The 21039-nt window shown below is 67.7% G+C and carries 17 protein-coding genes and 2 rRNA genes; 16 read left to right on the forward strand and 3 right to left on the reverse strand.

What is annotated here, in order from left to right; all coding sequences use genetic code 11:
- Positions 1-114: 114 nt before the first annotated feature.
- The 11 genes from OHT57_RS28755 to OHT57_RS28805 all read left to right on the forward strand — a co-directional run bounded on the left by OHT57_RS28755 (position 115) and on the right by OHT57_RS28805 (position 11302).
- A 23S ribosomal RNA gene (locus OHT57_RS28755) occupies positions 115-3238 on the forward strand.
- Positions 3239-3342: 104 nt separating this feature from the next.
- A 5S ribosomal RNA gene (gene rrf, locus OHT57_RS28760) occupies positions 3343-3459 on the forward strand.
- Positions 3460-3521: 62 nt separating this feature from the next.
- Entirely contained in the window at positions 3522-4166 is a 645-nt protein-coding gene (locus OHT57_RS28765; RefSeq protein WP_328749434.1) for an HAD family hydrolase, read from the forward strand.
- A 69-nt stretch (positions 4167-4235) separates the two neighbouring features.
- Entirely contained in the window at positions 4236-4919 is a 684-nt protein-coding gene (locus OHT57_RS28770) for a VC0807 family protein (protein WP_328749435.1), read from the forward strand.
- A 66-nt stretch (positions 4920-4985) separates the two neighbouring features.
- Complete coding sequence (locus OHT57_RS28775; RefSeq protein WP_328749436.1) at positions 4986-6182, forward strand: MFS transporter; 1197 nt, start codon at positions 4986-4988, stop codon at positions 6180-6182.
- Positions 6151-7323 carry an acetoin utilization protein AcuC gene (locus OHT57_RS28780; RefSeq protein ID WP_328749437.1) on the forward strand — a complete coding sequence of 391 codons (1173 nt, stop codon included), beginning with the start codon at positions 6151-6153 and terminating at the stop codon, positions 7321-7323. Before OHT57_RS28775 ends, OHT57_RS28780 begins: the two co-directional genes overlap by 32 nt.
- A gap of 195 nt (positions 7324-7518) precedes the next feature.
- The gene (locus OHT57_RS28785) at positions 7519-8334 is read left to right on the forward strand and encodes a phosphatase (RefSeq protein ID WP_328749438.1); all 816 of its coding nucleotides are present in this window, start codon (positions 7519-7521) and stop codon (positions 8332-8334) included.
- Positions 8335-8463: 129 nt separating this feature from the next.
- Positions 8464-8673 (forward strand): helix-turn-helix domain-containing protein, encoded by a 210-nt coding sequence (locus OHT57_RS28790; protein ID WP_016437488.1) that lies wholly within the window; start codon positions 8464-8466, stop codon positions 8671-8673.
- A gap of 176 nt (positions 8674-8849) precedes the next feature.
- Positions 8850-8948 (forward strand): 30S ribosomal protein bS22, encoded by a 99-nt coding sequence (locus tag OHT57_RS28795; protein ID WP_003948845.1) that lies wholly within the window; start codon positions 8850-8852, stop codon positions 8946-8948.
- A 222-nt stretch (positions 8949-9170) separates the two neighbouring features.
- Positions 9171-10235: an NAD-dependent epimerase/dehydratase family protein gene (locus tag OHT57_RS28800; RefSeq protein ID WP_328749439.1), complete on the forward strand. Its 1065-nt coding sequence runs from the start codon at positions 9171-9173 to the stop codon at positions 10233-10235.
- Positions 10236-10249: 14 nt separating this feature from the next.
- Positions 10250-11302 carry a lysophospholipid acyltransferase family protein gene (locus OHT57_RS28805; RefSeq protein ID WP_328749440.1) on the forward strand — a complete coding sequence of 351 codons (1053 nt, stop codon included), beginning with the start codon at positions 10250-10252 and terminating at the stop codon, positions 11300-11302.
- 68 nt (positions 11303-11370) lie between these two features.
- On the opposite strand, the gene OHT57_RS28810 is transcribed toward OHT57_RS28805, so the two are convergent.
- From OHT57_RS28810 to OHT57_RS28820, 3 genes are all read right to left on the reverse strand, one after another.
- Positions 11371-12594, reverse strand: a complete 1224-nt coding sequence (locus tag OHT57_RS28810) for a DUF5667 domain-containing protein (RefSeq protein ID WP_328749441.1) — start codon at positions 12592-12594, stop codon at positions 11371-11373.
- Between the two features lie 233 nt (positions 12595-12827).
- Positions 12828-13601: an ECF subfamily RNA polymerase sigma factor, BldN family gene (locus OHT57_RS28815; RefSeq protein WP_328749442.1), complete on the reverse strand. Its 774-nt coding sequence runs from the start codon at positions 13599-13601 to the stop codon at positions 12828-12830.
- Positions 13602-13927: 326 nt separating this feature from the next.
- Positions 13928-14854, reverse strand: coding sequence for an HAD family hydrolase (locus OHT57_RS28820; RefSeq protein WP_328749443.1), 927 nt, complete (start codon positions 14852-14854; stop codon positions 13928-13930).
- Between the two features lie 116 nt (positions 14855-14970).
- On the opposite strand from OHT57_RS28820, the gene OHT57_RS28825 reads away from it, so the two are divergent.
- The 5 genes from OHT57_RS28825 to OHT57_RS28845 all read left to right on the forward strand — a co-directional run bounded on the left by OHT57_RS28825 (position 14971) and on the right by OHT57_RS28845 (position 20782).
- Entirely contained in the window at positions 14971-15258 is a 288-nt protein-coding gene (locus OHT57_RS28825) for a glutaredoxin family protein (protein ID WP_328749444.1), read from the forward strand.
- 235 nt (positions 15259-15493) lie between these two features.
- On the forward strand, positions 15494-16252 hold the full coding sequence (locus OHT57_RS28830) for a redox-sensing transcriptional repressor Rex (protein WP_328749445.1): 759 nt from the start codon (positions 15494-15496) through the stop codon (positions 16250-16252).
- Positions 16249-17991, forward strand: a complete 1743-nt coding sequence (locus OHT57_RS28835) for a glutamyl-tRNA reductase (RefSeq protein WP_328749446.1) — start codon at positions 16249-16251, stop codon at positions 17989-17991. Before OHT57_RS28830 ends, OHT57_RS28835 begins: the two co-directional genes overlap by 4 nt.
- On the forward strand, positions 17988-19067 hold the full coding sequence (gene hemC / locus OHT57_RS28840) for a hydroxymethylbilane synthase (RefSeq protein WP_328749447.1): 1080 nt from the start codon (positions 17988-17990) through the stop codon (positions 19065-19067). The genes OHT57_RS28835 and hemC overlap by 4 nt, the downstream gene beginning before the upstream one ends.
- Positions 19064-20782 carry a bifunctional uroporphyrinogen-III C-methyltransferase/uroporphyrinogen-III synthase gene (locus OHT57_RS28845; protein ID WP_328749448.1) on the forward strand — a complete coding sequence of 573 codons (1719 nt, stop codon included), beginning with the start codon at positions 19064-19066 and terminating at the stop codon, positions 20780-20782. The genes hemC and OHT57_RS28845 overlap by 4 nt, the downstream gene beginning before the upstream one ends.
- Positions 20783-21039: the final 257 nt, after the last annotated feature.

Below are 21039 nucleotides of genomic sequence, written 5' to 3' on the forward strand. Positions count from 1 at the left end.
TGTCTGAGGGAATGAAATTCCCTCGATGCCGGCCCCAGTGAACTCCAGCTCAGGTTGGGGGTGATGGGTGGCTGGTCGTTGTTTGAGAACTGCACAGTGGACGCGAGCATCTGTGGCCAAGTTTTTAAGGGCGCACGGTGGATGCCTTGGCACCAGGAACCGATGAAGGACGTGGGAGGCCACGATAGTCCCCGGGGAGCCGTCAACCAGGCTTTGATCCGGGGGTTTCCGAATGGGGAAACCCGGCAGTCGTCATGGGCTGTCACCCATACCTGAACACATAGGGTATGTGGAGGGAACGCGGGGAAGTGAAACATCTCAGTACCCGCAGGAAGAGAAAACAACCGTGATTCCGGGAGTAGTGGCGAGCGAAACCGGATGAGGCCAAACCGTATACGTGTGAGACCCGGCAGGGGTTGCGTGTGCGGGGTTGTGGGATCTCTCTTTCACAGTCTGCCGGCTGTGAGGCGAGTCAGAAACCGTTGATGTAGACGAAGGACATGCGAAAGGTCCGGCGTAGAGGGTAAGACCCCCGTAGTCGAAACGTCAACGGCTCGTTTGAGAGACACCCAAGTAGCACGGGGCCCGAGAAATCCCGTGTGAATCTGGCGGGACCACCCGCTAAGCCTAAATATTCCCTGGTGACCGATAGCGGATAGTACCGTGAGGGAATGGTGAAAAGTACCGCGGGAGCGGAGTGAAATAGTACCTGAAACCGTGTGCCTACAAGCCGTGGGAGCGTCGCGCATCAAGTTTACTTGGTGCGTCGTGACTGCGTGCCTTTTGAAGAATGAGCCTGCGAGTTTGCGGTGTGTTGCGAGGTTAACCCGTGTGGGGAAGCCGTAGCGAAAGCGAGTCCGAATAGGGCGTTTCAGTAGCACGCTCAAGACCCGAAGCGGAGTGATCTAGCCATGGGCAGGTTGAAGCGGAGGTAAGACTTCGTGGAGGACCGAACCCACCAGGGTTGAAAACCTGGGGGATGACCTGTGGTTAGGGGTGAAAGGCCAATCAAACTCCGTGATAGCTGGTTCTCCCCGAAATGCATTTAGGTGCAGCGTCGTGTGTTTCTTGCCGGAGGTAGAGCACTGGATAGGCGATGGGCCCTACCGGGTTACTGACCTTAGCCAAACTCCGAATGCCGGTAAGTGAGAGCGCGGCAGTGAGACTGTGGGGGATAAGCTCCATGGTCGAGAGGGAAACAGCCCAGAGCATCGACTAAGGCCCCTAAGCGTACGCTAAGTGGGAAAGGATGTGGAGTCGCACAGACAACCAGGAGGTTGGCTTAGAAGCAGCCACCCTTGAAAGAGTGCGTAATAGCTCACTGGTCTAGTGATTCCGCGCCGACAATGTAGCGGGGCTCAAGCGTACCGCCGAAGTCGTGTCATTCCAGCACATACCCCCAACGGGGGCTGGGATGGGTAGGGGAGCGTCGTGTGCCGGGTGAAGCTGCAGCGGAAGCTAGTGGTGGACGGTTCACGAGTGAGAATGCAGGCATGAGTAGCGATACACACGTGGGAAACGTGTGCGCCGATTGACTAAGGGTTCCTGGGTCAAGCTGATCTGCCCAGGGTAAGTCGGGACCTAAGGCGAGGCCGACAGGCGTAGTCGATGGATAACCGGTTGATATTCCGGTACCCGCTGTGAAGCGTCAAACATTGAATCAGGCGATGCTAAGTCCGTGAAGCCGTTCCGGACCCTTCGGGGAATGGAAAGTGGTGGAGCCGGCGAACCAGACTTGTAGTAGGTGAGTGATGGGGTGACGCAGGAAGGTAGTCCATCCCGGGCGGTGGTTGTCCCGGGGTAAGGGTGTAGGACGAATGGTAGGCAAATCCGCCGTTCATATAGTCTGAGACCTGATGCCGAGCCGATTGTGGTGAAGTGGATGATCCTATGCTGTCGAGAAAAGCCTCTAGCGAGTTTCATGGCGGCCCGTACCCTAAACCGACTCAGGTGGTCAGGTAGAGAATACCGAGGCGTTCGGGTGAACTATGGTTAAGGAACTCGGCAAAATGCCCCCGTAACTTCGGGAGAAGGGGGCCATCACTGGTGATCCGATTTACTCGGTGAGCTGGGGGTGGCCGCAGAGACCAGCGAGAAGCGACTGTTTACTAAAAACACAGGTCCGTGCGAAGCCGTAAGGCGATGTATACGGACTGACGCCTGCCCGGTGCTGGAACGTTAAGGGGACCGGTTAGTCACATTTCGGTGTGGCGAAGCTGAGAACTTAAGCGCCAGTAAACGGCGGTGGTAACTATAACCATCCTAAGGTAGCGAAATTCCTTGTCGGGTAAGTTCCGACCTGCACGAATGGCGTAACGACTTCTCGACTGTCTCAACCATAGGCCCGGTGAAATTGCACTACGAGTAAAGATGCTCGTTTCGCGCAGCAGGACGGAAAGACCCCGGGACCTTTACTACAGTTTGATATTGGTGTTCGGTTCGGCTTGTGTAGGATAGCTGGGAGACTGTGAAGCGGGCACGCCAGTGTCTGTGGAGTCGTCGTTGAAATACCAGTCTGGTCGTGCTGGATGTCTAACCTGGGTCCGTGATCCGGATCAGGGACAGTGTCTGATGGGTAGTTTAACTGGGGCGGTTGCCTCCTAAAGAGTAACGGAGGCGCCCAAAGGTTCCCTCAGCCTGGTTGGCAATCAGGTGTTGAGTGTAAGTGCACAAGGGAGCTTGACTGTGAGACCGACGGGTCGAGCAGGGACGAAAGTCGGGACTAGTGATCCGGCGGTGGCTTGTGGAAGCGCCGTCGCTCAACGGATAAAAGGTACCCCGGGGATAACAGGCTGATCTTCCCCAAGAGTCCATATCGACGGGATGGTTTGGCACCTCGATGTCGGCTCGTCGCATCCTGGGGCTGGAGTCGGTCCCAAGGGTTGGGCTGTTCGCCCATTAAAGCGGTACGCGAGCTGGGTTTAGAACGTCGTGAGACAGTTCGGTCCCTATCCGCTGCGCGCGCAGGAATATTGAGAAGGGCTGTCCCTAGTACGAGAGGACCGGGACGGACGAACCTCTGGTGTGCCAGTTGTCCTGCCAAGGGCATGGCTGGTTGGCTACGTTCGGGAGGGATAACCGCTGAAAGCATCTAAGCGGGAAGCCTGCTTCGAGATGAGTATTCCCACCCCCTTTGAGGGGTTAAGGCTCCCAGTAGACGACTGGGTTGATAGGCCGGATCTGGAAGGCGGGTAACCGCTGGAGGTGACCGGTACTAATAGGCCGAGGGCTTGTCCTCAGTTGCTCGCGTCCACTGTGTTGGTTCTGAAACCACGAACAGCCCCACATCCCTGTGGTGTACGAGGGGGTGTGGTGTGGCATGGTTCGACAGTTTCATAGTGTTTCGGTGGTCATAGCGTGAGGGAAACGCCCGGTTACATTCCGAACCCGGAAGCTAAGCCTTACAGCGCCGATGGTACTGCAGGGGGGACCCTGTGGGAGAGTAGGACACCGCCGAACAATCTTTGAGAAAACCCCCGTGCCATTCGGCACGGGGGTTTTCTGCGTTTAGGCTCGATCTCATGCGCTACGACCTCGTCATCTTCGACAACGACGGCGTCCTCGTCGACAGCGAGCCGATTTCCAATCGGCATCTCGCCGCCTATCTGACGGAGCTCGGGCATCCGACCTCCTACGAGGACTCCATCCGGGACTACATGGGCTCCGCCATGCACCGGATCCATGACCTCGTCCTGGAGCGGACCGGGCAACGGCTGCCCGAGGACTTCGACGACGTCTTCCATGCGCGGGTGTTCGCCGCATTCGAGCGGGAGTTGCAGCCCGTGGCCGGCGTGAGCGGCGTACTGGAGAAGCTCGCGGCGGACGGGGTGCCGTACTGCGTCGCGTCCTCCGGGAGTCATGAGCGGATCCGGGTGGGGCATCGGGCGACCGGGCTGGACCGGTGGTTCGAGGAGGAGTGGATCTTCAGTTCGCAGGATGTGGGGCGAGGGAAGCCCGCGCCGGACCTGTTCCTGTACGCCGCTGAGCGGATGGGGGTCGAGCCCGGGCGGTGTGTGGTGGTCGAGGACAGTCCGTTGGGGGTGCAGGCGGCTGTCGCGGCCGGGATGGACGTGTACGGGTTCACCGCCATGACGCCGGCCGCCAAGCTCGCGGGAGCCACTCAACTCTTCTCCGGGATGGGCGAGTTGGCGGACCTGCTCGTCTGACATTTGTCATGCCGAGGGCCGGACGATCGGTTCTACCGGAGCCCTCGTCCCGGGCGGCAAGCTGAGGGCATGACGACGAAGACGAACTCGAAGCGTGCGAACCTGGCTCCCCTGGTCGTGGACGTGGCGGTGCCGATCGGGGCGTACTACCTGCTCAAGGAAGGGCTCGGGACGAGCACGCTGATGGCGCTGGGCCTCAGCAGTGTCGTGCCGGCCGTGCGAACGGGCTGGAGTGTGGTGAAGGAGCGGACGGTCAATGGTCTGGCCGCCCTCATCCTCGTCGTCAACGTCGTGGGGCTGCTGCTCAGCTTCGTCGCCGGTGACCCGCGGTTGATGCTTGCCAAGGACAGCGGGGTCAGCAGTGTGATCGGGATCGGCATCCTCGTCTCCGTCGTGCTGGGCAGGCCGATGATGACCGCGGGGATGAAGCCCTGGCTGGTGAAGGGGATCGCGGAGCGGGAGGCCGCCTGGGCGCGGCTGCAGGACGGGTCGGCGGGCTTCCGGCGGGCCGAGCGGCTGTTCTCCGTGGTCTGGGGTGTCGTACTGCTGGCGGAGTGCGTGGTGCGGGTCGTGGGGGCGTACACGCTGCCGGTGGACACGATGGTCTGGCTCGGGTCCGTCATCATGGTCGTGGCGATGGCGCTGGGTTTCCTGGTCAGCGGGGCGTTGGCGGCCGGGCCCATGGCCGGAATGCTGATCGCCGAGACGAAGGCCGACGCCCCCGCGGTGCCCGAGATCGCCCTCGCTCGGTAAAGATGAGTGAAACTCATCTTTGGCTGGATCTACCCACGAGTACGTTGGGGCCCTACGCTCGCCGCCATGACAGATGTGCTGCGGCGCGGTAGGGCCTCACTGGCGTTCAGCTTCTTCGCGCAAGGCGTCGCCTTTGCCCTGCTGGTGACGCGGATCCCCGCCATTCAGGACCGCTACGGGGTTTCCGACGCGCTCCTGCCCGCCTTCCTCGCCGCCGTGCCGATCCTCGCCGGGGTCGGGAGTGTGTCGACCGAGCATTTGGTGAAACGCATCCCGCCCAGCCGGCTGCTGCGGTTCGCTCAGCCCGTCGTGCTCCTGGCGCTGCTCGGGGTGGGCGCCGGGGACTCGACGGTCGAGCTGGGTGCCTCGCTCGCCGCCTTCGGGCTCGCCGTCGGCATGCTCGACGCGTCCATGAACATGCTCGGGGTGAGCCTCCAGCGGGCGTACGGGCGCAGCATCATGCTGAGCTTCCATGCGGTGTTCAGCCTCGGTGGGATCGTGGGGGCCTCGCTGGCGTGGGTGGGGGCGCACTGGCACCTCGCGCTGTTCGTGTCGTATCTGCCGGTCGTGGTGGTGCTGTTGCCGCTGTGCCTGGTGGGGAGCCGGTGGTATGTCGACGGTGGCCTCGGTGCCGTGGAGGAGCCCGGTGAGGGCGGCGGGCAGACTCTCGCCTTCAAGCTGCTGCTGCCGCTGTGCCTCGTGATGACCTTCGCCTACATCGGGGACTCCACCGTCTCCAACTGGAGTGCGAAGTACCTCCAGGACGTGCTGGGGAGTTCGGAGCAGCTGGCGACCGTGCCGTACAACGTGTACATGGTGACGACCCTGCTGGGACGGACCGTCGGGGACTTCGGGGTACGGCGGCTCGGGGCGGCGGTCGTCGTGCGGCTCGGGGCGCTGGTGGCGGCCGTGGGGTTCGCGGTGGTGGCCGTGGCGCCGGGGCCGTGGGTGGGGATGCTCGGGTTCACGCTGCTGGGGATCGGGTTGTGCGTGCTGGTGCCGCAGACCTTCGCGGCGGCCGGGCGGCTGTTCCCGGGAGCCTCGGATGCGGCGGTCGCTCGGCTCAACGTCTTCAATTACGTGGGGTTCCTGGTCGGTTCGCCGTTGGTGGGGGCCCTGGGGGACGCGTGGAGCTATCGCGGGGCCATGCTCGTGCCCATGGTGTTGGTGCTGGTGACGCTGGTGTACGCCAAGTCGTTCGCCGCTCAACCGGACCGATACGGTGGCGGGCATGAGCGGCCGCGCACAGCTGATGTGGGATGAGGCAGTAACGGGTTATGACTTCGGTCCGGACCATCCGATGGATCCGGTCCGGCTCGACCTGACCCGGCGCCTGGTGGACGCCTTCGGGCTGGACCGGGAGCTGAAGGTCGTGGCTGCGAAGGCGGCCGGGGAGTCGACGTTGCGGCTCGTGCACCGGGGGGACTACGTCGAGGCCGTGAAGGCGGCCTCCGTGGACCCGGGAGCGGCGGACCAGTCGTACGGACTGGGGACCATGGACGATCCGGCCTTCGAGCGGATGCACGAGGTGTCCGCGCTGATCGCGGGGCAGTCGGTGGGTGCCGCGGAGGCCGTGTGGCGCGGGGACGTGCTGCACGCGGTGAACTTCGCGGGCGGGCTGCATCACGCGATGCCCGGTGGGGCGTCGGGGTTCTGCATCTACAACGACGCCTCGCTCGCGATCGCCCGGCTGCTGGAGCTGGGGGCCTCGCGGGTGGCCTATGTGGATGTCGACGTGCATCACGGGGACGGGGTGCAGGCGGCGTTCTGGGAGGATCCCCGGGTTCTGACGATCTCCCTGCACGAGCATCCGCGGACGTTGTTCCCGCAGACCGGGTGGCCGGAGGAGACCGGGGCCGATTCCGCGGAGGGTGCGGCGGTGAACGTGGCGCTGCCGGCCGGGACCGGGGACGCGGGGTGGCTGCGGGCCTTCCATGCCGTGGTGCCGGAACTGATCGCGGACTTCCGGCCGGATGTGCTGGTGACGCAGCACGGGGCGGACACGCACTTCGAGGACCCGCTGGCCCATCTCGCGGTGTCGTTGGACGCGCAGCGGGCGGTGCAGGTCGCCTGTCACGAGCTGGCGCACGAGTACGCCGACGGGAAGTGGATCGCGCTCGGGGGCGGCGGGTACGCCGTGGTGGACGTCGTACCGCGGTCGTGGACTCATCTGGTGGGGATCGCCGCCGGGCGGCCGGTCGAGCCGGAGGCGATGATCCCTGAGGGGTGGCGGCAGGAAGTCTTCGCCCGGACCCGGCAGTTGGCGCCGGCGCGGATGACCGACGGGCGGTGGCCGGTGTCCTACGCCTCGTGGGAGACGGGGTACGACCCCGCGGACCGGCTGGATCAGGCTGTGCTGGCCACTCGGCGGGCGGTGTTTCCGTTGCGGGGGTTGCTGGCGTAGCGCTGTGCTGGACTTGGGCGTGGCGCCATCGGATGTGCCGGGTCATGTCTTCGGGCGGGTGCAGGCTCGTCGTGGCTGGTCGCGCAGTTCCCCGCGCCCCCGGGTGGGTGTGGGGCGGGTTCCTCGTTACGCCAACTGTGCGGTGTTCGGCTGTTTCTGTGCTCCTCTCGGGTGTGGTCCGCCACCATCACTCACGTGTTGAGCACCGGTGCGCTACGCGCCCATCTGCTGGCCGCTCGTCTGGCCGGGTCCGTGGCCACCTCCCGGGAGGAGAGTCTGCGGAGCTATCGGTTGTTCGCGGCTCGGGATCCCAGGGTGTTGATCGGTCTTGATCCCGAGTGGTCGTGGGGGCAGCGGGATCTGATCGGGCTGATGGCAGAAAAGTGCGGGGTATCCGCCGATCCGAGATGCGTTTCCGGGCATGATGTGATCGATCCCGATCGGACCCTCGTGGCGCTCGACGCCTTCGCGGAGCGGCTCGCGGCAGTTGCCCAGCGCAGCGGGGCCGTGCTTCTCGGTACCGGGCATCCGCACCGACTGCTCGGGTTCTACGCCGACATCGCGGACGCGCTCTCGGCGGCGGGATGTACCGTTCTCACCCCTGCGCATGGCCACGGTGTCGACATAACGACCCGGTTCGGTCTACGCACGTACAACCTTCACTACGTACGAGGAGTCGCGCTCATGCGGAAACCGGAGGCGAAGAGCTCCGGTTGTGAGCCGGGCGCACACACGCATTCGCCGCTCCCGGTTCGTACCGCCCTGGCTGCCGCGGCGGACAGTGGCGGGCCGCTTCCCGAGCTCGTGATCGGGGATCACGGATGGGTCTGCGGAGCAGGTCAGCTGGGGTTTGAGGCCATTGGGCTGGCGGATACGAATGACCCCGCACTCTTTGTGGGGGAGGCCGAGGGGGCTGTGTCCGTAGTCGTTCCGGTTGATGACGCTGTGCGGTCTGATTACTACCGGCCGCTGACCCGCTACGTACTCAATCGAGCGTGTCTGTCACAGTAGGCCGCCGATGGGTGCACCTCTTCCCCACTTGCATCACCCGCCCCTACATTGGGGAGTGAGCACGCAACGACGATGAGTCACCGGAAGGGGAAGCCGGTGACCGTCGAGTGCGGAAGGTTCAGGTGTGTCATGGCTGCTGAGCAGAGGCCTCTGAGTGAGGTTCAGTTCCTTACCGTGGCGGAAGTCGCTTCGGTGATGCGAGTGTCGAAGATGACCGTGTACCGGCTGGTGCACAGCGGTCATCTGCCCGCGATCAGGGTGGGGCGGTCCTTCCGCGTCCCCGAGAACGCGGTTCACGAGTACCTTCGCGAGAGTTACGTGGGGGTGGAAACGGCCTGACGGCATGAGCTCGGGGAGGTCCTGAGGGGGTCTCAGGGCACTCGCGGACCCCTGCCCGATCTCCCCGGTTCACCTCGATTACGACCTCAGCGCTCGGACGGGTAGGCTAGCCCCTTGTAGGTCGTATGGGCCCATGGCGCCCAACGCCGAGTGATGAGAAGTGAGCGAGGGTAGTCGTGGGCTCTGTTATCAAGAAGCGGCGCAAGCGGATGGCTAAGAAGAAGCACCGCAAGCTGCTCAAGCGCACGCGCGTCCAGCGTCGTAACAAGAAGTAGGCGACGCCGCGTAAGCAGCGTGTGTGTGGCCCCCCACCCGAATACCGGTGGGGGGCCACACGCGTGTTCGGGGCGGACCGACAGGCCGGATGCCGTCACCTCATGCTGTGGGCGGTCATCACAGCGCAACATCGACCGGCTAAGTTGGCGGCACACGGGGAACGCGGCACAGGACTGGGGCTCTGCCAGAGCGGGACTACGGCTGGAAGGAAGGCGCTGATCTTGGGAAAGGTCGTGCTCGTGACCGGGGTGGCCCGACAGCTGGGGGGCCGGTTCGTACGACGGATCCAGCGTGACCCGCAGGTGGACCGGGTGATCGCCGTGGACGCGGTCAAGCCGGAGCATCATCTGGGCGGCGCCGACTTCATCCAGGCGGACATCCGCCAGCCCGGCATCGCGCGGGTCCTGGCGGAGACGGGTGCCGACACCGTCGTACACCTGGAGGTGACGGCGATGGCGCTCGGCAGTGGGAGCCGGACCACGGTCAAGGAGACCAACGTCATCGGCACCATGCAGCTGCTCGGTGCCTGTCAGAAGTCGCCGAACGTCAAGCGGCTCGTGGTGAAGTCCAGTACGAACGTCTACGGCTCGGCGCCGCGTGACCCCGCCGTGTTCACGGAGACCACGCCGCCCAAGTCCCTGCCGTCCGGCGGCTTCGCGAAGGACGCGGTCGAGGTCGAGGGGTATGTGCGGGGCTTCGCTCGGCGCCGGCCGGACGTGGCGGTGTGCGTGCTGAGGTTCGCGAACATCCTGGGGCCTACGGCGGACACCCCGCTCGCCTCGTACTTCGCGCTGCCGGTGCTGCCGACCGTGTTCGGGTACGACCCCCGGCTGCAGTTCGTGCACGAGGACGACGTGATCGAGGTCCTGCGGATCGCCTCGCACGAGCCGGAGCGGGGCACGCTCAACAGCGGCACCTTCAACATCGCGGGCGACGGGGTCCTGCTGCTGTCGCAGTGCTCCCGGCGGCTCGGGCGGCCCACCGTGCCCCTGCTGCTGCCGGCCGTCACCTGGGCCGGGTCGCTGGTCCGAACGCTCGGCGTGACCGACTTCTCGCCCGAGCAGATCCGGCTGCTCACCCACGGCAGGGTCGTGTCGACGGTCCAGATGCGCGAGACGCTCGGATTCCGGTCGAAGTACACGACCGCGGGGACCTTTGCGGACTTCGCGCGCAGCCAGGGACCCGGGCTGCTGCCGCCGGAGGCCCTCGCGGGGGCCGTCGACCGGCTCGCCGCGCTGCCGTCCCTGGCGGACAGCGGCCACCCCCCGACGCAGAGCGCCAACTGAGGAGCGCATCAACGATGGCGGACGCCAAGGTCATTCCGTTCGACGACGACCGGTCCCGCGCAGGCGCCGTACAGCGGCCGTCGCGGCGCCGGAGCGCGGGGAGCCGGCGCAAGGGCCCCGAGCCCGGGCTGGTCCGTGAGGTCCAGCCCCTGCCCAGCAGGCCTTCCGCGCAGGATGATGTTCCTGTGACGCGTGAGGAACAGCCGCCGCAGCAGGCGAACGACGAAGGCGGCCTGGAGCGACGGATCGCCGGGGGCCTGGCCTTCCTGCGCCGCCGGCTCACCGGGGACTACGAGGTCGACGACTTCGGCTACGACGAGGAACTCACCGACCAGGTGCTGATGTCCTTGCTGCGACCGTTGTACGAGAAGTACTTCCGGGTCGAGGTGAAGGGCGTCGAGAACATTCCGGCGGAGGGCGGCGCGCTGATCGTCGCCAACCACTCCGGGACGCTGCCGCTGGACGGCCTGATGATGCAGGTCGCCGTCCACGACCACCACCCCGCGAACCGGCATCTACGGCTGCTGGCCGCGGACCTGGTGTTCATGCTGCCCGTGGTCAACGAACTCGCCCGCAAGGCCGGTCACACCCTCGCCTGCTCCGAGGACGCCGAGCGGCTGCTGGGGCGCGGTGAGCTGGTCGGCGTGATGCCGGAGGGCTTCAAGGGCATCGGCAAGCCCTTCAGCGAGCGCTACAAGCTCCAGCGCTTCGGCCGGGGCGGCTTCGTCTCCACGGCCCTGCGCCAGCGGACCCCGATCATTCCGTGCTCGATCGTCGGCGCGGAGGAGATCTACCCGATGATCGGCAACGCGAAGACGCTGGCCCGTCTGCTGGGCTTCCCGTACTTCCCGCTGACGCCGACGTTCCCGTGGCTGGGTCCGCTGGGGGCGGTTCCGTTGCCGACGAAGTGGACGATCCAGTTCGGTGAGCCGATCCACACGGACGGTTATCCGCCGGAGGCCGCCGAGGATCCGATGCTGATGTTCAACCTGACCGACCAGGTGAGGGAGCAGATCCAGCACACGCTCTACAAGTTGCTGGTGCAGCGGCGGTCTGTTTTTTTCTGAGCTTGGCCGTTGGTACGGCAGTGGGGTGCCCTTCGCAGGAAGGGCACCCCACTGCCGTACTCGAAGGGCTAGTTCGCGTCCTCGCCGTGGATTCCCAGGCCGGGCAGGAGGCCCGGGAGGAGGGGCGGGAGGGTGACGTCCGCGTCGGCCGACGGGGCGGGGGAGGACGGGGTGGCGCTGCCGGTGTCCTTCGGCGGGTCCAGGAGGCCGCCGGTGTTGCCGCCGAGCAGGCCGTCGTCCGTGCTGGAGCCGGCCGACTTGCTGGGGCCGCCGCTGTCGGTGCTGCCGCCGTCGGACGAACCGCCGGTGCCCGGGGCCGTCGAGCGGCCGGAACCGGTCGAGGTGTCCGAGGACGCCGAGCCCGGTCCGCCATGCCGTCCGCTTCCGTTGCCGTCGGTCCGGGCCGGGGGCTGCGGGAGCAGGGACTGGAGCGGAGCGACCTCTTCGTCTATGGCTTCGAAGACCTCGGACACCTGGTCGCTGACGTCACCGAGCTGCACGGGCAGCCGGTCGCGGAGCGCGCCCCAGGCCTCGCGGTGCGAGCGCGAGAAACTGTCGAGGGCCTGGATGGGGCCCAGGGAGTTCGGGTCGCGCTCGTACGCCTCGTGCAGCAGGCGGTGGCCCTCGGAGGCGTCGTGCCGCATCCCGGACAGGGCGCGGCGGATCTCGCCCAGGGACTCGTGGTCGAGGTGACCGCCCCGGCCGCGCTCCATCAGGCGGCGGGCCTCGCTCAGCCGGGTGGAGGCCTGGTCGAGGTAGGCGACTCCGCGCTCGTCGTCCCCGTCGGACAGGTGGTTGAGTTTGAAGTCCTCGATGCCGCGCTTGAGGCCGTACAAGGAGTCCCCGGGCAGGGCGCCCGAGCTGGCCGCGGCCACTCCTCCGAAGGCTCCGGCGGCGACTCCGACGCTCAGGCCGCCCGCGGCCAGGCCCTTGGCGAGCCGGGAACGCGGTCGGAGTTTGCCGAGCGGACTGGTCCGGTGCGCGCCCTTGGCGGCCCGGTGGGAACGCTGTTCGGGCACCGAGATGCCCGCCGCTCCGCCCTCCAGCAGCATGGCCTCCATCGCGGCCACCAGCTGGGCGCGCTGGACGATCTTGACCTCGGGGTCCAGCTCAGGCCTGGGCAGCTCGCCGAGACACTCCGCGAGGGTCAACAGGCGGTCCGGTTCGGGATGTTCCCCGGCGGTCGGCGCAGGTCCTTCGGACTGCTCGGCCACCGGTTCCCGGTCGGACTGCTCCTCCAGGGCCTGGGCGAAGGCGTTCGCCCGCCGGTGCGCCGATACGTTCGCGATCACTGGCGGCACCTCCTCTCGTCATGACGGTCGACTCCCCAGGGGGTCCTGAGGGTTGCACACCCTGACCACAAGCACTCGATCGAGTGATCGAGATCGGCCAGGGAGTGACCACAGGGAGCCTGCATCCGGCACAACGAGCGGCGCGGCACTTGGGTTACGGACTGCGGATGATCGGATCGGGGAGTCAACGGACTTTCACCGAGAGCGAGTTGGCGGTTACCGGACGTGCGCTGTCAGCGGGCGTCGTCCGGGAGGAGCCGGGCCAGGGTGCGTACGGCCCGGTACTGGAGTGTCTTGATGGCCCCCTCGTTCTTGCCCATGACCCGGGCGGTCTCGGCGACCGAGAGGCCCTGGAGGAAACGGAGGGTCACACACTCCTGCTGCTGTGGATTCAGCCGCTTGACGGCGTCGAGCAGCGCGGCATTGGAGAGGGACTCCAGGACGGAGTCCTCCGGGGAGCGCGCGACCTCGTTGGCGTCGAGCATCTCGCCGGTCGTGACCTCCAGCCGGAAGCGGCTCGACTTGAAGTGGTCGGCGACGAGGTTGCGCGCGATGGTGACCAGCCAGGCGCCGAAGTCGCGGCCCTGCCAGGTGAAGGTGCCGATCCTTCTGAGCGCGCGCAGGAACGTCTCGCTCGTCAGATCCTCAGCGGTCGCCTTGCCTCCCACCCGGTAATAGATGTACCGGTACACGGTGTCGCTGTACTGGTCGTACAGGCGGCCGAATGCGTCGGCCTCGCCGGCCTGGGCGCGTTCGACCAGGTCCATCATGCGGGCGCTGTCGCTGTGCGCGGGCGGACGGCGGGCGGTGGCGGCGCCGGTAGAGCGCCCTCGTCTGCCGACGGCCGCGGAACCTTCGGCCAGTGCGTAGCACGGGCCGATCGGTGCCGTGGCGACGGCGAGGGCGGGGACGGCGTACGCGGTGGGGACGAAGCCGCGCAGCAGGTCTTGGACCGTTGCGCGCAGCGTAGCCAGGCCCGAGGCGTCAACCCCGACGTGTGGGTACACGGGACTCCCAGAGGCAGAGCTTCCATCACGTGCAGTACGGGACCGTTCACCCGTCGTAGCGACGGAAGGGGTACCGGATTGCGTCTGAGGAGAATAACGCTTAGTGCAGGCCCTGCTACGCCCAGTTGCTCTATTCATCGATTACGTCGCTTCTGTAACCGATTGGGAGTCGATCAAGTGCCGGGTAGTGACCGGTTGTTGATCGAAAAGGTTCGTGTTCCGTGTCTGTCCAGGGCGTGTTGTGGCCGTGTGCAGCCAACGTGACTGGACAGGGGGATATGGGGGTACATCAGTTGGATTGGTCGGTCAGAGGTCCGTCGGAGCCGCTAGCGGCGGCGTCGGCTCAGGGCGATCGCCGCCGCAGTGCCGCCCGCCACCGCTCCCACGCCCGCCGCCGCAGGGATGCCGACCTTCGCGGCCTTCCTGCCGGTGCGGTAGTCGCGCAGGCGCCAGTCCAGTTGCCGCGCGTGCTTGCGGAGTTTGGTGTCCGGGTTGATCGCGTAGGGGTGGCCGACCAGGGAGAGCATCGGGATGTCGTTGTGGCTGTCGCTGTAGGCGGCGCAACGGGAGAGGTCCAGGCCCTCCGCTGCGGCCAGGGCGCGCACAGCCTCCGCCTTCGCGGGACCGTGGAGCGGCTCGCCGACCAGCTTGCCCGTGTAGACGCCGTCCACCGACTCCGCCACCGTGCCCAGGGCGCCCGTGAGGCCCAGCCGTCGCGCGATCACCTGGGCGATCTCCACCGGCGCTGCCGTGACCAGCCACACCTTCTGGCCGGCGTCCAGGTGCGCCTGCGCCAGCGCGCGGGTACCCGGCCAGATGCGCTCGGCCATGTACTCGTCGTAGATCTCCTCGCCGATGGACTGGAGCTCGGCGACGCGGTGACCCTGCACGATGGAGAGCGCCGAGTCGCGGGCCTCCTGCATGTGTTCCGGGTCCTCGATGCCGGCCAGCCGGAACCACGCCTGCTGCCAGGCGAACTTGGCGAGGTCGCGGGTCTCGAAGAACTTCCGTTTGTACAGGCCGCGGCCGAAGTGGAAGATGGCGGCGCCCTGCATCACGGTGTTGTCCAGGTCGAAGAAGGCTGCAGCCTTGTCGTCGCCGAGGACCGGGAACGGGGTCTCCGGCTCCGCACCGGAGGCCTTCTCGACCTCCTGGGAGGACTTGCGCGCGGCCTCCGCCGAGGCCTCGCCTGCCAACACGCTGCGTGCCGTGGCGGAGCGCCTGCGGGGAGTGAGCCATCCAAGAGCGGCCATGACGTGAGCATAGCCAGTTTGTTCGGTGGTTCCGGAGTCGTGAGGTTTGGAGGGTGTGAACTCTCCGCGACCCCACCGTTAAAGAAGCGGCCCCGGTCGCCGCCCGGCGCGCGAGAATGGCCCGTATGACTCCCCTGTTCCGCCGTAAGCAGGCCGGCGCTCCCGAGGACCGGATCGTCACGCTCATCCGCAAGGAGGGGTGTCATCTGTGTGATGACGCACAGGCGGTGATCGAGAAGGTGTGTGCGGATCTCGGGGTTCCCTGGGAGGGGAAGGACATCGCCCGGGATCCCCAACTGCACGACCTGTACTGGGAGCAGATCCCGGTCGTACTCGTCGACGGTGAGCAGCACACCTTCTGGCGGGTGGACGAGGAGCGGCTGCGCAAGGCTCTGATCGAATAGTCCATCCCGCCCGGCGAGTCGCTTAGGATCGATGGCGACCGGGTCTTGGGGGCGGGATTATTGAGGGAAGTGTGCGGTTTTGCCTCCAGGAGAGACACGCGTGACCCCGGTCACGTTGGCCGGGCAAATCGGACACCATCTTTGTGCACGCGTTCACAAAGACATAGCCTGCATTCGACGGGGCGGTCCGGGGACGTGTGACCGCCTACAGCCCCGCTCTACCCGCAGGAGCACCGTGGCAACTGGCCGAACTCACCGACCGGCGACCCGTAGCCGAGGGATTCCCGAGGCCACCGTCGCCCGGCTTCCGCTGTACCTACGAGCCCTGACCGCGCTGTCGGAGCGCTCGGTGCCCACGGTCTCCTCCGAGGAACTCGCGGCCGCCGCGGGGGTCAACTCCGCGAAGCTGCGCAAGGACTTCTCCTACCTGGGTTCTTACGGAACCCGCGGTGTCGGCTACGACGTCGAGTATCTCGTCTACCAGATCTCGCGTGAGCTGGGGCTCACCCAGGACTGGCCGGTCGTGATCGTCGGGATCGGCAACCTCGGTGCCGCGCTCGCCAACTACGGCGGTTTCGCGTCCCGTGGATTCCGGGTCGCCGCGCTGATCGACGCCGATCCGGCCATGGCCGGGAAGCCGGTCGCGGGGATCCCGGTGCAGCACTCGGACGACCTGGAAAAGATCATCGAGGACAACGGCGTGTCCATCGGTGTCATCGCCACCCCCGCCGGTGCCGCCCAGCCGGTCTGCGACCGCCTCGTGGCCGCCGGTGTGACGTCCATCCTGAACTTCGCGCCGACCGTGCTGACCGTCCCGGACGGCGTCGACGTGCGTAAGGTCGACCTCTCGATCGAGCTGCAGATCCTCGCCTTCCACGAGCAGCGCAAGGCCGGTGAGGAGGCCGCCGAGAACGCCGCCGCGGCCGCCGCGGCGCGCGACGAGTCCGCCGACAAAGGGCCCGACGGGGACGTACCCGCCGTGATGCCGGCATGAGTCTCCTCGTCGTCGGGCTGAGTCACCGCAGCGCGCCGGTCAGCGTGCTGGAGCGGGCGGCGCTGCATGCCGACGCGCAGGTGAAGCTGCTCCAGGACACGGTCGGCGCCGAGCCCGCCGCGGAGGCCGCGGTGCTCGCCACCTGCAACCGCATCGAGCTCTACGCCGACGTGGACAAGTTCCACGCGGGCGTGGCCGAGCTGTCCACGCTGCTCGCCCAGCACAGCGGGGTGGGCCTCGACGAGCTCACGCCCTATCTGTACGTGCACTACGAGGACCGGGCCGTCCACCACCTCTTCTCCGTGGCCTGCGGGCTCGACTCCATGGTCGTCGGGGAGGGGCAGATCCTCGGCCAGATCAAGGACTCGCTCGCCCGGGCACAGGAGCTGCACACTGCCGGGCGGCTGCTGAACGACCTGTTCCAGCAGGCGCTGCGGGTCGGCAAGCGGGCGCACTCCGAGACCGGGATCGACCGGGCCGGGCAGTCGCTCGTCACCTTCGGGCTGGAGCAACTCGCTCTCGGTACGCAGGTGTCGGACTGGGCCCGGGGCAAGCGGGCGCTGGTCATCGGGGCCGGGTCGATGTCCTCGCTGGCCGCGGCGACGCTGGCGCGGGCCGGGGTCGCGGAGATCGTGATCGCCAACCGGACCGCCGACCGGGCCGAGCGGCTCGCGGAGATCCTCAACGAGGGCGGGGACGTGTCGGCCCGCGCGGTACCGATGCACTCGGTGCCGGACGAGCTGACACGTGCCGATGTCGCCGTGTCCTGTACGGGCGCGACCGGGCTCGTACTGACCGCCGAGGCCGTGCTGGAGGCTGGTGCGGGCCGGGGATGGGCCACGCAGCCCGGCGAGATGCCGCCCCGCTTCGGATCCGGGACCGCCCAGGCCACACGGCTGCCCGCGGGCTCCGAGGCCGAGGAGAACTGTCCGCTCGACCTGGCCCCCATACAGGCCACCACCGGTTTCTCGGTGCTCGGGGAAGCAGCCGTCGCCGGGATGGGGGCCGCCGAGCTGGAGCAGCACGCGGCCTGGGTGGACAACGCCCCCCGGCCGCAGAGCTCCGGCCCTGCCGTGACCGTGCTCGACCCCGTTGAGGAGGCCGACGCCATCGCGGCGCTCGCGGCCACCGCCGCGGTCATCGGGCGGGTCCCCGAGCGGCGCAGGCCCGAGCCCGTCGCCGAGATCCCGCGGCCGACCCCCTCGCTCTTCCTGCTCGACCTCGCCATGCCCCGGGACATCGACGCCGCCGTGCACCGGCTGGCCGGGGTGCGGCTCGTCGACATCGAGTCCCTCGCCGAGTCCTCGGCGACCGGATCCGATCCGCGTACCCCGTCCGCGGGCGCCATGGCGGCCGACGTCGACGAGGTCCGCCGTATCGTCGCCGACGAGGTCGCCGCCTTCGGGGCCGCGCTCAGGGCCGCGCACATCACACCCACCGTCGTGGCCCTGCGGACCATGGCCGCCGATGTCGTCGCCGGTGAGATCGCCCGGCTCGACGGGCGGCTTCCCGGGCTCGACGACAAGCAGCGCAGCGAGATCACGCAGACCGTACGGCGCGTGGTCGACAAGCTGCTGCACGCGCCGACCGTACGGGTCAAGCAACTCGCGGCCGAGCCCGGCGGTGCCGGGTACGCGGACGCGCTGCGGACCCTGTTCGACCTCGACCCCGAGACGGTGGCCGCCGTCTCCCGCGCCGAGGACAGCACCACCGATGAGAAAGACCGAGGCTCGTCATGAGTGTCGCGCGTAAGCCGCAAGGGCGCGCCGGAGGTGAGACGTCGAGCGCGCGCAGGCCCGAGGGGCTGAGCACGATCGGGCTCTCACCACCGGACGAGGTGCCCCGGACGCGGGAGCAGGAACGAGGCACGCTACGGCTCGGGACCAGGCGGAGCAGACTCGCCATGGCCCAGTCCGGGCAGGTGGCGGACGCCGTGAGCCGGCTCACCGGGCGGCCCGTCGAACTCGTGGAGATCACCACGTACGGCGATGTGTCCAGGGAGGCGCTCGCGCAGATCGGCGGCACGGGCGTGTTCGTGACCACGCTGCGGGAGTCCCTGCTCAAGGGCGAGATCGACTTCGCGGTCCATTCGCTGAAGGACCTGCCGACCGGGCAGCCGGACGAACTGGCACTGGTCGCGGTCCCCGAGCGCGAGGACCCGCGTGATGTCCTCGTCGCCCGGGACGCCCTGAAGTTCACCGACCTGCCCCGCGGTGCCCGCATCGGTACCGGTTCGCCCCGGCGCATGGCGCAGCTGAATGCGTATGCCCGTGCACATGGACTTGATATCGAGACGGTTGCGATCCGGGGGAACATCGACACCCGGGTACGGTTCGTACGCGATGGTGAACTGGATGCGGTGGTGCTGGCCGCTGCAGGACTCCAACGCATCGGCCGTATCGACGAAGTGACCGATTTCCTTTCGGTCGACACAGTTTTGCCCGCTCCCGGCCAGGGAGCACTGGCGATCGAGTGCACCGCGGACAACGCGGACCTGATCGCAGCGCTCGGCGAGCTCGACGACCCGTTCACGCGGGTCGCCGTGACCGCCGAACGGTCACTGCTCGCCGCCCTGGAGGCCGGCTGCTCCGCCCCTGTGGGCGCGCTCGCCGACCTGCTGGCCGACGGGCAGATTGTCAAGGAAATGCGCCTGCGGGGCGTCGTCGGCACGACCGACGGCTCACGCATGGTGCAGTTGTCCACCACCGGTCCCGTGCCCGAGACGTACGACCAAGCAATGGCGCTCGGCCGTGAACTAGCGGCCGAGATGCTTGCCCAGGGCGCGGCCGGTCTGATGGGGGAGCGAGCACAGTGAGCCCCACCACCTTTCCCTCCGGTCCTGAACACGGGCACGTCACCTTCCTGGGTGCCGGACCCGGAGATCCGGGACTGCTGACTCTGCGCGCCGTCGAGGCGCTCACGAACGCGGACGTTCTCGTCGCCGGGCACGAAGTGCTCGACGTCGTACGCGGCCACGCTCGCTCGGGCGTCGCCGTCGTGAACACGGACTCGGAGATTCCGACGGGTTATCCGCCGACTCCGGTTCCGGGCACGGGCGCGCCCCAACTGACAGTCGTTGACGGTTCGTCAACAACCGCTGCTGTCCCCGTGGTGCGGGATGCCGCACATCTTGTCATGGAGGCCGCGCGGGGCGGCAGGCGGGTCGTACGTGCGGTGTCCGGGGACCCCGGGCTCGACGCGTACGCCGCCGAGGAGATGCTGGCCTGCGTCCGTGCGGGCGTGCCCTTCGAGGTCGTGCCCGGTGTGGCCGCCGCCGTGGGTGTACCCGCCTACGCCGGTGTGCCGCTGCGGGACGCACAGGGCGCGGACGTGCGGTTCATGGACGCGCGCACGGCCTCCGACCGGTGCTGGACGGAGGTGGGGGCGTCGGACGGGACCGTGGTCGTGTCGACGACCCTGGACACCGTGGGCGCCGCCGCCGGTGAGCTGGTCGCGGCCGGGCGCAAGCCCGATACGCCGATGACGGTCACCGTCGCCGGTACGACCACACGGCAGCGGACGTGGACCGCGACCCTCGGGACCATCGCCCAGACGCTGAAGCAGGCCAAGGTGCTGCCCTCGCCCGAGGGCGGCCGGCCGGTGATAGCCGTGGTCGGTGAGCGGTCCGCCGCCGCGCAGCGCGACCAGCTGTCGTGGTTCGAGAACAAGCCGCTGTTCGGCTGGAAGGTTCTCGTGCCGCGCACCAAGGAGCAGTCGGCGTCGCTCTCCGACCAGTTGCGGTCCTACGGGGCCGTGCCGCACGAGGTGCCGACGATCGCCGTCGAGCCGCCGCGCACGCCTCAGCAGATGGAGCGGGCGGTCAAGGGGCTGGTGACCGGGCGCTACGAGTGGATCGCCTTCACCTCGGTCAACGCCGTCAAGGCCGTCCGGGAGAAGTTCGAGGAGTACGGGCTCGACGCCCGTGCCTTCGCCGGGATCAAGGTCGCGGCGGTGGGCGAGCAGACCGCCAAGGCGTTGATCGCCTTCGGTGTGAAGCCCGATCTGGTGCCGAGCGGTGAGCAGTCGGCCGCGGGTCTTCTTGAGGACTGGCCGCCGTACGACCCGGTCTTCGACCCGATCGACCGGGTGTTCCTGCCGCGGGCCGACATCGCCACCGAGACGCTGGTCGCCGGGCTCATCGAGCTCGGGTGGGAGGTCGACGACGTCACCGCCTACCGGACCGTGCGGGCCTCGCCGCCGCCGGCGGAGACGCGGGAGGCGATCAAGGGAGGCGGTTTCGACGCCGTGCTCTTCACGTCGTCCTCCACCGTGCGCAACCTGGTCGGTATCGCCGGGAAGCCGCACAACGTGACCGTGATCGCGTGTATCGGTCCCGCCACCGCGAAGACGGCCGAGGAGCACGGGCTGCGGGTGGACGTGATGGCTCCCGAGCCGTCCGTGCACAAGCTGGCGGAGGCGCTGGCCGACTTCGGGCTGAAGCGGCGTGCCGCGGCGGTTGAGGCCGGGGATCCGGTGACTCGGCCTAGCGAGCGGCGGCCGGGGGCTCGGCGGCGGAGGTCTACTACGTAGGGGGTGCCGGGGCCGGTGCGGGTTCGGTGGGGTGGTCGCGCCGTTCCCCGCGCCCCTTGGGTGCCTGCGGCGGCCTGTGCGGGTTGGCGGGGGCGGGCGTTTTTTGCGCAGTTCCCCGCGCCCCTTATATGCCTGCGGCGGCCTGTTTCGGTTCGGTGGGTGGGGCGGGGACGGGGTGGGGGGTGTCCTCGTGGCGCGCGTGACTGCAAGCCCCCAGGGGCGCGGGAACCGCGCGACCAGCCCCCACCGGTGGGGGC

This window comes from Streptomyces sp. NBC_00285 (assembly GCF_036174265.1).
Taxonomy (GTDB): Bacteria; Actinomycetota; Actinomycetes; order Streptomycetales; family Streptomycetaceae; genus Streptomyces.